Annotated in this window: 17 protein-coding genes; 13 read left to right on the top strand and 4 right to left on the bottom strand. The window is 42.4% G+C overall.

Annotated features, from left to right (window positions below; all coding sequences use genetic code 11):
• The first annotated feature begins 1 nt into the window (after position 1).
• From Q0110_RS02085 to Q0110_RS02120, 8 genes are all read left to right on the top strand, one after another.
• Positions 2-1,213: a hypothetical protein gene (locus Q0110_RS02085; RefSeq protein WP_297901622.1), complete on the top strand. Its 1,212-nt coding sequence runs from the start codon at positions 2-4 to the stop codon at positions 1,211-1,213.
• 26 nt (positions 1,214-1,239) lie between these two features.
• The gene (locus Q0110_RS02090; protein WP_297901625.1) at positions 1,240-1,425 is read left to right on the top strand and encodes a hypothetical protein; all 186 of its coding nucleotides are present in this window, start codon (positions 1,240-1,242) and stop codon (positions 1,423-1,425) included.
• A gap of 20 nt (positions 1,426-1,445) precedes the next feature.
• The gene (locus Q0110_RS02095) at positions 1,446-3,530 is read left to right on the top strand and encodes a hypothetical protein (RefSeq protein ID WP_297901628.1); all 2,085 of its coding nucleotides are present in this window, start codon (positions 1,446-1,448) and stop codon (positions 3,528-3,530) included.
• A gap of 137 nt (positions 3,531-3,667) precedes the next feature.
• On the top strand, positions 3,668-4,546 hold the full coding sequence (locus tag Q0110_RS02100; protein WP_297901631.1) for a hypothetical protein: 879 nt from the start codon (positions 3,668-3,670) through the stop codon (positions 4,544-4,546).
• The gene (locus Q0110_RS02105) at positions 4,543-4,980 is read left to right on the top strand and encodes a S24/S26 family peptidase (protein ID WP_297901634.1); all 438 of its coding nucleotides are present in this window, start codon (positions 4,543-4,545) and stop codon (positions 4,978-4,980) included. The genes Q0110_RS02100 and Q0110_RS02105 overlap by 4 nt, the downstream gene beginning before the upstream one ends.
• A gap of 36 nt (positions 4,981-5,016) precedes the next feature.
• Positions 5,017-5,286 carry a PqqD family protein gene (locus Q0110_RS02110; protein WP_297901637.1) on the top strand — a complete coding sequence of 90 codons (270 nt, stop codon included), beginning with the start codon at positions 5,017-5,019 and terminating at the stop codon, positions 5,284-5,286.
• Positions 5,283-6,404: a nucleotidyltransferase family protein gene (locus tag Q0110_RS02115; RefSeq protein ID WP_297901641.1), complete on the top strand. Its 1,122-nt coding sequence runs from the start codon at positions 5,283-5,285 to the stop codon at positions 6,402-6,404. Before Q0110_RS02110 ends, Q0110_RS02115 begins: the two co-directional genes overlap by 4 nt.
• Positions 6,405-8,039 (top strand): ABC transporter ATP-binding protein, encoded by a 1,635-nt coding sequence (locus Q0110_RS02120; protein ID WP_297901644.1) that lies wholly within the window; start codon positions 6,405-6,407, stop codon positions 8,037-8,039.
• A gap of 28 nt (positions 8,040-8,067) precedes the next feature.
• Here the strand turns inward: Q0110_RS02120 and Q0110_RS02125 are convergent, their stop codons facing one another.
• Positions 8,068-9,162 carry a LacI family DNA-binding transcriptional regulator gene (locus Q0110_RS02125; protein WP_297901647.1) on the bottom strand — a complete coding sequence of 365 codons (1,095 nt, stop codon included), beginning with the start codon at positions 9,160-9,162 and terminating at the stop codon, positions 8,068-8,070.
• A 435-nt stretch (positions 9,163-9,597) separates the two neighbouring features.
• On the opposite strand from Q0110_RS02125, the gene Q0110_RS02130 reads away from it, so the two are divergent.
• From Q0110_RS02130 to Q0110_RS02150, 5 genes are all read left to right on the top strand, one after another.
• Positions 9,598-9,921 carry a hypothetical protein gene (locus Q0110_RS02130; RefSeq protein ID WP_297901650.1) on the top strand — a complete coding sequence of 108 codons (324 nt, stop codon included), beginning with the start codon at positions 9,598-9,600 and terminating at the stop codon, positions 9,919-9,921.
• Between the two features lie 43 nt (positions 9,922-9,964).
• Positions 9,965-10,645: an OmpA family protein gene (locus tag Q0110_RS02135; RefSeq protein WP_297902452.1), complete on the top strand. Its 681-nt coding sequence runs from the start codon at positions 9,965-9,967 to the stop codon at positions 10,643-10,645.
• Between the two features lie 106 nt (positions 10,646-10,751).
• The gene (locus Q0110_RS02140; RefSeq protein ID WP_297901653.1) at positions 10,752-11,813 is read left to right on the top strand and encodes an endonuclease/exonuclease/phosphatase family protein; all 1,062 of its coding nucleotides are present in this window, start codon (positions 10,752-10,754) and stop codon (positions 11,811-11,813) included.
• A 108-nt stretch (positions 11,814-11,921) separates the two neighbouring features.
• Positions 11,922-12,572: a DUF4136 domain-containing protein gene (locus tag Q0110_RS02145; RefSeq protein WP_297901656.1), complete on the top strand. Its 651-nt coding sequence runs from the start codon at positions 11,922-11,924 to the stop codon at positions 12,570-12,572.
• 30 nt (positions 12,573-12,602) lie between these two features.
• The gene (locus Q0110_RS02150) at positions 12,603-13,232 is read left to right on the top strand and encodes an outer membrane beta-barrel protein (protein ID WP_297901659.1); all 630 of its coding nucleotides are present in this window, start codon (positions 12,603-12,605) and stop codon (positions 13,230-13,232) included.
• Between the two features lie 78 nt (positions 13,233-13,310).
• Here Q0110_RS02150 and Q0110_RS02155 read toward each other — a convergent pair whose 3' ends face one another.
• From Q0110_RS02155 to Q0110_RS02165, 3 genes are all read right to left on the bottom strand, one after another.
• Positions 13,311-13,937 (bottom strand): hypothetical protein, encoded by a 627-nt coding sequence (locus Q0110_RS02155; RefSeq protein WP_297901661.1) that lies wholly within the window; start codon positions 13,935-13,937, stop codon positions 13,311-13,313.
• Complete coding sequence (locus tag Q0110_RS02160) at positions 13,918-14,724, bottom strand: metallophosphoesterase (protein WP_297901664.1); 807 nt, start codon at positions 14,722-14,724, stop codon at positions 13,918-13,920. Before Q0110_RS02160 ends, Q0110_RS02155 begins: the two co-directional genes overlap by 20 nt.
• Before the next feature lie 88 nt (positions 14,725-14,812).
• Positions 14,813-15,535: an HAD family hydrolase gene (locus tag Q0110_RS02165; protein ID WP_297901667.1), complete on the bottom strand. Its 723-nt coding sequence runs from the start codon at positions 15,533-15,535 to the stop codon at positions 14,813-14,815.
• Between the last annotated feature and the right edge of the window lie 15 nt (positions 15,536-15,550).

Consider the following 15,550-nt stretch of genomic DNA (forward strand, 5'->3'; position numbering starts at 1 on the left):
TATGAAAAAAATAATAATGGCAGTAGCAATCATATTAGGCGGTTTTTCTGCGGTACAGGCTCAAGCTCCCAAGAAGGAAGTGAATAAAACCGTGCTCACGGATACGTTACAGGTTGATTACAAGACCCGTTATATTTCCTCATTTTGGGATAATTTCTATATTGAAGCTGATTTTGCGGGAAGGATGTTGATGGGAGAGGATGATTCTCACTTGTCTTTCGGAAAACGTCTGAAACCCGGATTTGGTATAACCGTTGGTAAATGGTTACATCCAGATTTCGGGGTCCGGTTAAACTTCGGAGGTTCCCGGTTGAAAGGCTGGAATAGTGGTGCGACAGGTATTTATGCCTATAAAGATAGTTGGATAGATGATTTTGACCCAGTCCGGGAATATTGGGATAGTAAAGGGAGAGATACGAAGAACGGTTACAGACAAGACCTGAAATACTATGAATTGAATGCGGACTTTCTTTTTGACCTATATAATGTGTTTACTCCCAACAACCGTCTGAATCGTAAATGGACAGCACAAGGTTATGTAGGTATAGGAATGCTTCGTGCCGCCAAATATCATGGAATGGAAGATAATATAAAGACTGGATTCCGTTTTGGATTGATTGGAAATTATAATATCACCAACCGTTGGGGGATACACATGAGCCTCGGAAGTGAGATCACCAATTCTAGCTTTGATGGCGAACTGGGTAAGGGGAGAAAGTTCGCCGGTATCCTGAGTGGTTCTGTCGGTATAAGTTTCCGTATCGGACGCCAAGGGTATAAAGTCGTGCGTCTGGTTCCTGAAGAACAACTTGCGGCATTGAATCATGCCGTGACGCTTATCCGTAGCGAACAGACAATAGCTGGTGATACGATCGAGGTGATAAAGAAACGTATGGATATAGGTAGTTTGCTGACTCCTTCTGTTGTTTTTTATCCGGGAAGAAATGAATTCAACGAAGAACTCCAGATGGTCAATATCTTTCATATCGCACATTATATGATGCGCTATGAGGATGCGAAAATTGCCATTGTGGGAAATACGGGTGGCACGGATAAACATTTGGCCCATCAACGTGCGGAAAAAGTACGTGATTTGCTGGTCAATAAATATGGTATTTTCCCTGAACGCATGGAGATACAAGCTTATGATATGAATGATAAGTACGGTGTTACGGGCTATGATCAATCTGTGAATTTCACGATAGTTAAATAAATCATTAACCATATAAAAGATTTAGTATGAAAACAGAGGAAACAAATGTTCAGCAAAAAAGAAAACAAAGTGTTTATGTATCTCCTAAATGTGAGGTGATGGAATTGCAGAGCGAGGGGGCTTTGCTGAGAGCGAGTGGTGGAGGCGGCTTGCCTGATTGGGGTGATGGTGACGGAGGACATACCGAGGATGGACAAGATACGTATTTTTAAACTTAATATATTGCATCATTATGAAAAGTAGTATCTTGCTATTGAGTGTAGCCTTGTTATTCGGGGCCACCTCTTGTTCGGAAAGTATCATGCAGGAAGGGGGGAGTGCCTCTTCTGGACCAATAGATTTGACTTTCAGTGCCTTGAGTAGTGAAATGAAATATCAGGTAAATACTCGGACACTGGTTCGTGAAGGTAATCAAACCATGTGGGTAGCCAATGACAGGATTAGTGTTTTCGATGGTAACAATCAAAATAATCCGTTCATTACGAAGGATGGAGGTATCATGACGGATTTTAGGGGTACGGTATCTGCTACCACTGATTGGTATTGTGCACTTTATCCCTATAACAGCCGTGCTGAATTTGACCCTTCGTCATATACTTTTACTACACAGCTTTACATACGTCAGTATGCGGAACCCGGTAGCTATGCTTCCGGAATGAACCTTGCGGTATCACGCTCGACCAAAGAGGATGCACAGGATCTGGCGTTTTACAACTCGGCTTCCTACCTACGTGTACACATATCCTCGGATTACAAAGGTGATGCTATCTCTTCTATGCGGTTGAGTGGGAATAATGGAGAACTATTGGCTGGAGATGTGACCATATCCGTATATGATCCGAATGAAACTTCAGCTGTGGTGATTGATAATGAGCAAGCGTCACAGACAATCTATCTAGATCAAGTACAGGGAGGAGAAATTTGTTATCCCGGTAAGGATTATTATTTTGTATTGGCCCCGGTAAACATGGTAAAAGGCTATACACTTACTTTGGTAAATGAAAAAGGACAGATTGCTACGATAAAAAATGATGAGTCAACCAGTTTCACGGAAAACAACATAGTTACGATTGAAGTGGAAAACGCTGAATTTAGCGGAGATGAATGTGGAACGATAACAGAAGATGGACTTTTCATAGTGACAAACTTGGATTGCCTGTATGAATGGGCAGAGCGTGTGGAAAATGGAGAAATTGGGTTGGGCTGCTATTTGGTTGCAGACATAGATTTCGAAGGGGATGTACGTAAATGGCCACAAATTGGAACAGATGAGAAGCCCTTTACCGGAAAGGTAATTGGAAACGGGAAAAAGATTTCCAATTTCCATATTGAAGGTGATGAGAACTTTCCTTATGCGGGATTTATTGCGGTCATGGGTGAAGGTGGGGCTGTTGAGAACCTGACATTTGATAGTCCTGTGATATCTACCAAGTATGTGGGAAATACGACTAATCCTTTTGATGATGGTTATGCCGGAGTGATAGTAGCCCGGATGAATTGTGCGGACATATTCAATTATACATCTGCGGCTATCAAAAATTGCCATGTGACTAATCCGGATGTAAGTGGTAGCGAGAATGTTGGAGGTATTGTAGGACGGAGTTACGGACGTGGTGATATCATCGAGGGATGTACGGTTTCTGGAGGAAAGTTGTCTGGGCATATGTTTGTAGGTGGTATCGTAGGAAATATAGAAGGTGTTGTCGAGAATTGTCATGTGAAGTCGGGAACTGCCATCTCACATTTCGATGTGCCATCAGAGGCTCGTTTGGGAGGTATTGTCGGTACGAACAACTCCGGACGTATTGTGGCGTGTACGGCAGATGTGGTAGTTGAAGGTGATTTCGGAGAAGGGCTGGATACTCGTTATGCAGGGGGTATTGCCGGAGCCAACAATGGCACAATTATCGGTTGTGCCGCGAACGGTTCTATGAATGGGGATTTCAGCGGTGCTTTGGCTGGTGAAAGTTATGGAGATATCTTTGGTTGTTATGCGAATGCAAAAGCTACCGCTTTAATTTACAAGGTCAAGAAAAATATGAACAATGCTGATGATGTTGTACTACCTACTTTCAGTGGTTGTTATTGGATTAAAGGGAGTACTCCTGTTATTGCTAAAGGTGAGGAAAACGGGCTGATTCGGGATTGTTCCGTGAAGGAAAGCCTTACCAAAGATCTGATAGACTCAATGAACAAAGTGATTGATGATGTAGCCTCTGACTCAGACTATACTTATGGTGTTACGTATCAGTATGAGGAGAATGGTGGAGATGATAATCAGAGATTCCCTTATAAGGCGACCATTCCGCAAAGATAATAAAATGTCATAAGCTGCCGGAATGTAGGCAAGTCTGTTCTGCACCGTCATATCCGTTGTGCTATGTTGCGAGGCACGGATGTGACGGTGTGTTGCGTACATGCCCGTCTGTAAATTTTGATGGAACTTGTAAGAATATGAGACTTTATACCGTAGCCCACCATACATTCGGGCTAGAGTGGCCGGAGGGTTTTTCTTCCGAAGTATTACGTCCTTACTCGTTTTTCCGGGAGGATAAGGACGTGATGCCGATATTTACTTTGGTGATAAAGAGGAGTGAGCGGCTTCCGATAGAGAAAGTGGGAGAGTGCCTTCAGTGTTTCCATGAGGAAATGCCTTGCACTTGGCTTTATCGCAGAGAAGAAGGTTATGCTTTTGGCTTTTCCAACACGTTTCAGGAGCCAGAAGCTCTGCTTCTACCTGCTCTATCCGGACAACCGGCTGTTTTGTATGTTTATACGAGAGATACGCCGGAACAAATCGCTTTTGCTTTAAATAATAGTTTGATGCTTCTTTATGCTCTGAGTACTGCTTCACAAGATACATTATTAGTCCACGCATCTACCATTGAGAAGGAAGGTATGGGATATCTATTCCTAGGACGTAGTGGTACCGGGAAAAGTACCCATGGGAATCTTTGGCTTACTCATATTGAGGGGGCGGAGTTATTAAATGATGATAATCCGGTGATTCGATTGTCGGACGATGGAAAAGTATATGTTTATGGTTCCCCTTGGAGTGGAAAAACTCCTTGTTATAAGAATCGACGTGCGGAACTGAAGGCTATCGTGCGACTCTCGCAAGCTCCCTTTAACCGAATAATCGAACTGGAAAATCTAAAAGCATATGCTTCTCTTCTTCCTTCTTGCTCGTGTATGAGGTGGGAACGTCGGATGGCAGATAATGTTTATCGTACGGTCGAACAGGTGGTTCTTCGTTGTTCGAATTACCAATTGGAGTGTTTACCTGATAAAATGGCTGCCTTACTTTGTTTTCGGACTGTGACGGCTTTATGAATATAAAGGAAAAAAATACGGAAATATTGGTGGAGGAGATCAGACGGATATTGTCTGAAGGAAAATGTGTGGTAATGACTGCTAAAGGATGTAGCATGTTACCTTTCATCCGGGGAGGACGTGATAATGTAGTGCTGGAATCGGTTTGCGAATATGTGAAGGGAGACATTCTTTTATGTAGAGTGGCACCGGGAACATATGTGCTGCATAGACTGATGGAGATAAGAGGGCGGTATTTAATCTTGATGGGAGATGGTAATGTTCGGGGAAAAGAATGGTGTTTGCCAAGGGATGTTATCGCTAGGGTGAAGGCAATTATTCATAAGGGGCAATATGAGGACTGTGGTTGTTTAGGTTTTCGTCGCAAATCCCGGCTTTGGCAAAAACTTCTTCCGGTACGCCGTTTCCTGCTGATATTTATCCGACGGTTTTAAATAGTATTATTAAAACAATTTAATATTCGTAGTAATATGCATATCAAAAAAGGATTTGTACTTCGTAAAATGTGTGGAGAGTATGTGGTGACAGCAGATGGATTGGATCTGGTAAATTTCAATAAACTGATTACATTAAACGATTCTGCGGCTTATCTGTGGGAATGTTTAGGAGAGAAAGAATTTGATCAAGAAATGTTGGCAGGCTTGTTGGAAAAAAAATATGACATAACAAAAGAACAGGCTCTGAAAGATACCATTTCTTTGTGTGAGACTTGGAAAAAGTTGGGAATTGCGGAAGAATGACAAAGACTGAAGAACAATTTTTGTCTTTGCTTCGTGCCGGGCTATGGGGTAAGGCTGTTGACGAGCGACTTTTCCAGGATGGTGTGGATTGGCCGGCCATCTTGAGTTTGGCGAGAGAACAAACCGTAGTTGGTGTGCTGAGTGATGGAATAGGGAGTTTACCGTTGTCCATGCGCCCTCCAACAAGTATGGTTCGGGATTTGCAAAAGGAACTGATACGAATCCGTCATGGGCATACCGTATTAAATCATGTGTTGAAAGAGGTCTATGGGGAATTGAGCTATGCAGGCATCCGTCCAGTCTTATTGAAAGGACAAGGAGTGGCACAGAACTACTTATACCCCGAACAACGGCAGTGTGGGGATATTGATTTGTATGTCGGAGTGAGATACTATGATCTTGCTTGTAAGATTTTGTCTGGTTGTGGCGGGATAGAAAATGTTACTATGAACAAACATCCCTCTCACCGACAATTTTGTTACAGTGGGGTGGATGTGGAAATACACAGAAAGGCTTGTTGTTTGACAATTCCCCGAATTGATAAGCGTTTACAGGTAATCTCGGATATCTATCTGCGAGAAGAGGCCTGTTCTGGTGAAAAGTTGCAAGGAACGGACATTATACTTCCACCCGTGAATTTTGATGCGTTATTTTTGTTCCTGCATTTTGTCCGGCATTTTATTCAAGAGGGCGTGGGGTTACGACAAGTTTGCGATTGGACATTGTATCTGCATGCCCATGTTGATGACATTGACAGGGAAAGGTTGCTGTGTGAGGTTGATCTTTTGGGTATGAGGCGTTTTTGGGAAATATTTGGTTGTATAGCCGTGTATTATTTAGGGTTGCCACCAGAAGAATTCCCCGGTTTTTTTAAGGAGAGGAAAAAATTATCACAATATCTTCTTTCCTTAATATTCAAATCTGGAAATTTTGGCCAGTGTACATATTTCCGTAGCCAATCATTTCGTCCCAAAGGTTATTATCTAGGTAAACTACATGGCATGAAACAACGGTTTCGTTGGTGGTTGTCCGTCTTTCCATTAAATCCCAGCCTACTTATCCGTTGGGTTATTTATTCTTTTTTGTATAGTTTGAAGGTGGCTTTACTACATCGGTAAATGAAACGGTTGATTTTATTAGGTGATTGGCTGTGGAAAGTTTCTCGGGAGACCCGATGTGGACTTCTGTTGTGCTGTCTAGCGGTACTTTTACATGCAGGTTTTTCTATGTATTTTATCCATGTATGTAAAATACTCGTTGATATTGCGACAGGAAGACTTTTATTAGACTTTCATCTATATGCTTGGGTAATGGTGTTTTGTGTGATTTCTCTGATAATCTTATCAGTTGGGAAAGGTTACCTGTCTGCCCGAAATGATATACGAATCAGAAACGCTCTCCGGTACGGTATGTTTGTCCGGCTGTCTGGTATGGGCTATGAAAGCCGTATGCGTTACCATTCGGGAGACATTCTGAGCCGTTTGACGGAAGATGTGCGGGTGACGGCTTATACTTTGAGCCGGTCTTTTCCGGCATTCGTGTCATCCAGTGCTCGGTTTACCTTGGCGTTTGCGTATCTTTTTTATTTGGATATCCGTTTAGCTTGGATTATTCTTACCGTGCTACCGGTTTGCCTGTTATTGAGTAAGTTCTCGGTTAGGGAGATTCGTCGCTTGACCTTTTCCATCCGGCAGGATGACAGCAAGGTACAGGCATTCTTGCAGGAAAGTTTCCAACACTTGTTTCTGTTGCAAGTCTTTGAAAGGAAAGAGTGGATGAAAAAGCAGTTAAACATACTTCAGGAAAATCTTTACCGCTGGGAGATGAAACGTAGTAGAATATCTGTTTTTTCCGGGCTAATGGTGATGTGTGCCTTTTCCGGAGGCTATGCCGTTGCGTTCTTGTGGGGGGTACATGGGATTTATACCGGAACCGTGACCTTTGGGATGCTGACGGCATTCTTACAATTAATAGGACAAATCCAACATCCGTTAGCCGATCTGGGGAGGCAATTGCCCGCTCTTGTTCATGCTACAGCCTCCATAGACCGATTGAGGGAACTAGAAGATGATGTGGTGGAAATGAAATTTGTGCCGCTTCATTTATCCAGAAGATTAGGGATTCGTTTCCGACATGTTTCTTTTTGCTATCCAGGAGCATCCCGATATATTTTGAAGCAATTCAATTATGATTTTAGACCAGGTTCTAGGACAGCTATATCGGGCGTGACCGGAACCGGCAAAACGACATTGTTCCGGTTGATATTATCATTGTTGCGTCCACAAGAAGGGGAAATCCTGCTATATGATAAAGAGGGTAGGGAAGTACAAGTTTCATCTTCCACTCTTTGTAATCTGATATATGTTCCGCAAGGGAATACCTTATGGAGCGGCACTATCCGGGAGAACCTTTTGTTGGGAAATCCTGATGCCACAGAGAAAGACATGTATTGGGCGCTAAAAACGGCTGTCGCTGAGTTTGTGTTTGAGTTGCCGGAAGGATTGGAAACCCTTTGCGCAGAACAAGGCGGCGGTTTAAGTGAAGGGCAAGCGCAGCGTATAGCCATAGCCCGAGCCTTGTTGCGCAAAGGTTCTATTTATCTGTTTGATGAACTGAGTTCTTCTTTAGATGAAAAAACTGAAGAATCTTTGATACAAAATATCATTACCAACCTCCCGGGAAGTACCATGCTTTTTATTACTCACAGACGACGTATTGCCGACTATTGTGATGACATGTTGACCATAGGATGATATCATCATACTTTTCCCAAGAGTTTTTTTAGATGAACCGGGTAGATTCTCTTTTGATAATTTGACCGTTTAGGTAGACGTTTACGGGTAACCTGTCATTGCACTCGATCCTTCTCATCATTAAATCAATGCTGATGTTGGCGATTTCTTTGCATGGCTGGATGAATGAAGTGAGCGAGCATTTCAAATGTTGTGAGTATTTCATGTCGTCGAATCCGCAAATCAGAAGATCCGAGGTTATTTTATGTCCGATAGCTTCTAATGATGACATAAGGACGGCTGCTGTTGAATCGTTTGCGCAGATAATGCCTGTTTCTCCCTTTATCACGGGAATTGTTTTAACAAAGTCCAAATCCTCGGGATTACCACAAAAGTCATTTTGCGCATTGAATGTAAGGCCTTGTTCCTGTATCGTGTCTTTGACCGCAAGAAAACGGATATGGACAGAATAAGCTGAGTCCGGACGATAGAAAAAATAAATATGTTTACAACCCGCCTGGATCAGATGTTGAGCCATTATTGCGCCTGCGCTGTAATTATCAAGGCATACGACATCGAAAGGACTTTTCTGTGGTATAGGAACAATATCCCGGTCAATAAGAATCAGGGGGATTCCGGCTTGTTGTATTTTATTGCATATTGTTTCGTTAATACGGTCTGCGTCGGGTACTCGTTCCAAGGGAGAGAAAAAGATACCATCAACATTTTTTCCGATGTAACTGTCACAACAGGTTTCGATGAGATTCCTTCGGATGTCTGCGTTACTGGCGGTCGCCCCTTCCCAAAGGCAATTAAATTGCATAAGCTCGGATTGTTTTAATATCTGGTCGTTAATAATGGAAAATATCTCGGATTCTCCGGCGCCAGGGAGTAATAATCCAAATGTATATGTTTTTTTTACATTTCCTTTGAAAAGAACAAGAGTTCCGAGCCCTTTCTTTTTATTTACATATCCTTCTTTCTGAAGTTGGTTATACACCTTAGAGATCGTTGGACGAGAGACCGAATATCTGTCAGCCAATGTAAGTTCGGTAGGGAGAAGTGTACCTGTTGGATATATACCTTTTTGAATATCTTCTTTTACAGTTGTATAAATAGTTTTATAATTATATTTGTCATTCATGGCAGGTGCGTTTTTGTTTTGTATGACAAATATAATTGATTTGTTTTATATAGCATATATGTTATGTTAAAATATTATTTGCTTTTATCTATGTCTTTTCCTGCCGGAGAAGGATCAGCTGCGCAATATTCACATCAAGCGGAGTTACAGATACCGGCAGACATCATTCTTTTTTATGCTCGTTCTCCTTCTTTTTAAATGACGATGGAGACTCCCCATAGGCCTCTTTGAAATACTTGGCGAATTGTTTAGGCGAGAGTCTCATTTCATAAGCTATCTCTGATACTCCGAGCTGGCTCTTTTCAAGCAGTTGCTTCCCCCTTTTTTATCGGGATAAATCAGGGTTATTATTTAAAAGTAACATCTATCCTGATTTAACATGGAAATATTTCTGTACATTTGTAGCCATTCAAACTAATTAAAACAAGATTAATTATGAGCACGAACAATGATGAGTTACTTTATGATGAGGATGATTCCGTAAAATTTATCCAGAATTATCTTCCCCAAGAGCTGAAGGGAAAGTTTAGTAATGACGATATCAATTATATCGTAGACTTAATCTACGACTTCTATGAATCCAATGGCATGTTGGAAGACGATGGCGATGATGAGATTGAGATAGACGAGGAAGAAGTTGTAGATTATGTAATCAAGAATGCCCGGAAAGACGGTGTGGGTAAGTTCGAACCGGAAGAGATCACTTTTATCGTACAAGGAGAACTTGAATATTGCGATTCAATCAACATGTTTGATTGATATCTGTTATATATAGTTGTTTTAAGTGAAATTGTAGAAGATGATGAGGAACATTAAGTTATTATCTGTTTTACTGCTATGTATGGCAGTGGTGTTTACGAGTTGTGGAACATGGAATAACACGGCGAAGGGTACGGCTATCGGTGTTGGCGGTGGTGCGGCTGTCGGCGCTGGTGTTGGTGCCTTGGCCGGGAATACTGCGTTGGGTGCCGTGCTTGGTGCGGCTGTGGGTGGTACGGCCGGTGCGTTAATTGGAAAGAAAATGGATAAACAGAAGAAAGAACTGGAAGCTACCTTGCCTGAGGAGACAAAGATAGAGAGCGTGAATAATGGTGAGGCCTTGAAGATTACCTTTGATTCTGGTATCTTATTTGCCACGAACTCAAGTACGTTGAGCGACGCTTCCAAAAGCGCCTTACGCAATTTCGCCACCAGTTTGAAGGCTAATCCGGATACGAATATCCGAATCATCGGTTTTACGGACAATACCGGTAAGATAGATTATAACCAGACCCTGTCTGAGAAACGTGCGAAAAGTGTTTACGATTACTTGATGATGCAAGGAATAAGCACGGATCGTATGGTTTATGAAGGAAAGGGTGTACATGATCCCGTGGCTAGCAATGACACTCCCGAGGGGCGTTCGTTGAACCGTCGTGTAGAGATTGTGATCTTGGCTAATCAAAAGATGATCCAAGAGGCTCAACAAGGAACGCTTCGATAAAGTTTTAAACTATTCCTGCCGGGATCAGACAGGTCATAGTGCATGGATTGAGGGACTGTCTTTTCCGGATAGTCCCTTTTTTGTTTAAAATCGCAGGATAGAAAGGATGAAGAAGTTGATATATATTTTATTTGTATTGATTACCATTGCTTTTGCCGTGGTGACCGTGGCCGGATTCGCTACCGGGCGTATTAACCCGGAAGGGAAGGAGTGGATTTCTTTTCCCGGATTGGTTTTATTACCGGTATTGGCCGTTGATTTATGCCTTTTCCTGATGTGGTGTATATTTAGGAGTCATTGGTGCTGGGTGCCTTTGGCCGTATTGTTGTTGAATGGGGAGTTTCTGATATCCATGTTTCAATTACGGGTTTTCCCAAGGGAGATACCGGCAGGGAAAAAAACAGTTAAGGTGATTACTTATAACGTGAATAATTTCAACACGAACGGAAAGAGACAGCTTCCCGATATAGCGGAATGGCTGAGAAAAGAGGACCCGGATGTTGTTTGCTTTCAGGAATGCCCTGTTGAATCGGCCCTACGGATGGACTCTATTGCCGAGACTTTATCTTGCTTCCCATATTATTGTTCTACCCGTTCGGCGACGAAGGCTGCGGGTAACGCCATATTCAGTAAATATCCGATCCTCCGTTTCGAGTCTATCTTATATCCGGAGTCTAGCAATAAATCCTTGTTCGCCGTGTTGGACATTGGAGGGGATAGTGTTCGCATATTTAATAACCATTTCCAAACGACTAGTGTAAATGCCGTAAAACCCCGCCTTTACCAAGCCCATGCCGAAGGAAACCAATTGGGAGAGACCGAGGCCGCCTTTCATATGGCTTTCCAGATGAAAAAGAATTTCGTGAAACGGGCTACTCAAGCAGATTATATCCGTCAGATGCTTAATGCAGGGGAGGGGCCTACGATTATCTGCGGAGATTTCAATGATACACCGGCCTCTTATACATATCGTACCGTGAAAGGTGATTTAACAGATGGGTTCCGTGACTGTGGTTCCGGTTTTGGGTACACCTTTCGTCAATTAAAACGTATGTTCCGAATTGATTACATATTTTATTCTTCTGGTTTTAAGGGGGTAACCTATGATTCTCCTAATCTAGACTATAGCGACCATAATCCTGTCGTATGGTTAGGATATGTTAATTAACATGCCCAAAAGGATAGTTTTAGAACCTTTTTCAACTCATGCTGTTTTAATAGTGACTTATATATAAGCACAAATAATAGTATAAACTGTTTTAAACGTTAAAATGAGATGAAAAAGATTTTTCCTTTTTTTCTATTAGTTCTTCTGCTGGCTTCCTGCCAAAAGGACCCGGACATGTCGAAATTGGACAATGATTTTCTGGTGTTCACGAATCATGATAAGGACGCGAAATTTGAGTCGTTCACGACATTTTACATTCCGGATAGTGTATTGGTTATCGGCACAAGCGAGAAACCTCAGTTCTGGACAGCAAATGAAGCCGACGATGTTATCACTACACTGGTGAATAATATGGAAAGCCGAGGTTTCGAACGCACGCTAGATAAAGATAACGCCGACTTGGGCCTGCAAGTTTCTTATGTGCAAAGTACTCAATATTTCGCTGATTACAACGGAGGTTACAATTCCCCGTATTGGTGGTGGAACTATCCGGGATATTGGAGCCCGGGATATTGGGGACCGGGTTGGGGTAATTGGTATTATCCGTATCCTGTGGTTTATAGCTATAGCGTAGGTTCCTTGTTGACAGAGTTGGTGGATCTGGATGCTCCTGCCGCTTCTAAGGCAGACGCTAAACTTCCGGTTCTTTGGACCGCTTACATGAGTGGCTTGTTGTCTGGCTCTAATAAATTCGACACTCAATTGGCTGTTCGTGCTATCGAGCAAGCATTTGTACAATCTCCGTACGTAAAGAAATAATAATTCGAATGATTAAAAGTTTGAGATTTTATGAAAAAGATAAATAAATCAATCAAATTGATCGCTTTACTCGTAGTTTGTATGGCGATGCCTACTCTGGCCGGCGCCCAGATTTTGAAAAATGCGTATTTCAATGTAGATTGGCAGATCAACTCTCCGTTTGGTCAGGATTTCTCTAAAAAGACCAGCGGTTGGGGTGCTCATGCTGAGGGTGGTTACTATGTGATCCCTAATTTCGCGATAGGTGCGTTCATTTCTTATCATACAAATAATGAATATGTAGATCGCCAGACGATTCCGGTAAACTCAACATCCGTGATCACTTCCGATCAACAGCATTCTATCTTCCAGTTGCCTTTTGGTGCGGCTTTCCGTTATAATTTCGCTCCGGAGGGGCAATTCCAACCGTATGTCGGCGCCCAATTAGGTGCTAGCTATAGCGAGATGTCTACCTATATGAACGTATTGAAGGTTTACGATCGTAACTGGGGATTCTATGTAGCCCCCGAGATCGGTATGACTGTGTATTTTACGCCTCAGAAACAGATCGGTGTGCATATGGCCGCCTTTTACAACTATGCGACCAACAAAGGGGATGTCCTTAGCTATCATATTGATGGCCTGAATAACTGGGGTATCCGCTTAGGTTTGGCGTTCTGATAAACAACGTTTGTTCTTTTAAGTGTTTTATGTAGTTTAAGGAAACGGGGGGCAGTGAGTGCCTTCCGTTTCTTGCCTTTATAATATCTGTAGCTTCACCCCGAACGAAAGGCTCAGATAATCCTTGGGCTTCAGATAACTGTTGCCGATAGTGTTGATAATATATAAATCGCAAGTACTCAGTTCATAGAAGAGGCTGATGGATTTGTGCCAACTACTATTGGGATTCAGTTTGAGCGTGATCCGCTCGCCGATAAAGATATGGTTACGGATACGGGTAGAGAACCAATAATACCCCGGGGGATACTTATTGGGTTGTTTGGCCCAGAAATCCCGGTCGAATAGGAAGTTTACATAGATACCGCAACTAAGAGGCTCGAAAGACACTTTTTCTCCCAGGTTGATACTCCAAGGAAAATAGTTTTGTTTTAAAGTGAAGGTTATGTTTGCGTGATCATTGGCGTTGCGGGGAACGATACCTAGCAGCATGTCTGTCTCCCAATGATTCCGGTAATAATTCCAACCGGTACCCACGGAAAGCATCGCCATGGAACCTGCGAATTGTACTTTCGTATAGCGAGGAATGACCCGCTGCCATGCGTTCTCGTACCGTTGTATTCGTTTTGTGTATTTATCCTCTTGTGCATGAAGCATGAGAGGAAAGATGCAAGTTAAAAGAAGAATTTTAAAAATAGACCACTTCATATAGGTAATTGTCGGGAGTTAAGGTAAAAAGAAGATAACTTCGTTTGGCGATATTGGCACAACCGTAATAGATAATGCCATCCTCGAACAAATCGGCAGCCGATACACAATGGTTATGGGCATGCAAACAGAACATCAAGGAGGGCAACATCTTGATATAAAGTTGGAATACGTCTTTCACGTTATTGTCGAACTGCTCGTTTCCGGGAGGGGCGTGCATAACTACGATCGTACGCTTATTGCGAGTACTATCCGCTATCTCATTCTTGAGGAAATTGAAATCGGGTACCGGATGGGAATAATCATACTCGATAGCGTTTGTGTTGAGGCAAACAAACTTCACGTCGCTTACGACAAACGAGAAGTTCTCATTTCCGAAGATTTCACGAAACACTTGGTCTCCATTGCCAATTACGTCGTGATTACCGATTAAACCTACGTAAGGTATTTTTAGTTTGGATAAGATATCATCGTTCCATTCGAACTCTTTCTTCAAGCCAAACTCCGTATAATCACCCCCATGTATGATGAAATCGATACTATCTAATTGATTAACATGCTTGACGAAATCTTCCGTCTCGTTATAACTCCGCTGGGTGTCACCCATAAAGATAAAGCGAATCGTGTCTTTTCCTTCGCAAATCTTCTCGATACGCTCAATATTCAGGGAGTTGATTTCCCGGGAAGTATCGGAGTCCAAACGACCATCGTAAGGGTGATAGTCGATTAATTCGCAAGCCGTGAGGAATAGAGGGATAGTGAATAATATGTATTTCCTTAAAAACATAGTGTCCTAACTTTTTATATGCAAAGTTAGGACGCTATCAGTTCTAAAAAAGGTCATTTTAGGATCTATACTGGTCTAAAAGTATATTCTATAAAGCGAATACTTGTTTTATTTCCGTAAAATCGGATAATATAATATCGGCGGTCTCATCTCCTTTATAGGCGCTCCAGCCAATATTTTTTAGCCAGATAGTCTGGCATCCGATTTGAGTGGCAGGGATGATATCTTTGTCATAGGAATCGCCCACGACAACAATCTCGTCGGCGGGAAATCCCAACCTATCCACCCCTAATTGGAAAATCTCAGGGTTAGGCTTACGGATACCAACGACCGCCGATTCTACGATGGAGCCGAATAAATGGTCTAGTCCGAAATCCTTCAGCACGGATTCTATATTTCCGTAGAAGTTCGATACCAATACCAAAGGGTATCGTTCGGCCAGTTGCTCTAGGATCGGCCGGGCGTTGTCAATCGCTTCCCGGGCATATCCATAGCACCAGTCCGCTAGTAAATTGGGTAATTCCATTGTATTTCTCTTGGGAGGTAAATGCCCGTTATCTTCCAACCATCGGATTTGCAAATCGCTTTTTAAGCGTAACATATCCAGAAACGTATGATGGGGCTTTACGATCGGATTCTTTCCGAGCGTTCTTTCCCCATGTATATAGGCATCCCGGAAAATATCTTTGGATACGGGAACCTTCAGGGCTTCGTAAGCCATCCAAATCACCTCTGCCCAGTGCATACCGTTGCTGTCTATCGTTCCGCCGTAATCGAACAGGATTCCTTTTACTTTATTTAGATTGAACATGATGGAATGGGGTAA

The sequence above is a fragment of the uncultured Parabacteroides sp. genome, assembly GCF_947855115.1.
In the GTDB taxonomy this organism is placed as follows: domain Bacteria; phylum Bacteroidota; class Bacteroidia; order Bacteroidales; family Tannerellaceae; genus Parabacteroides.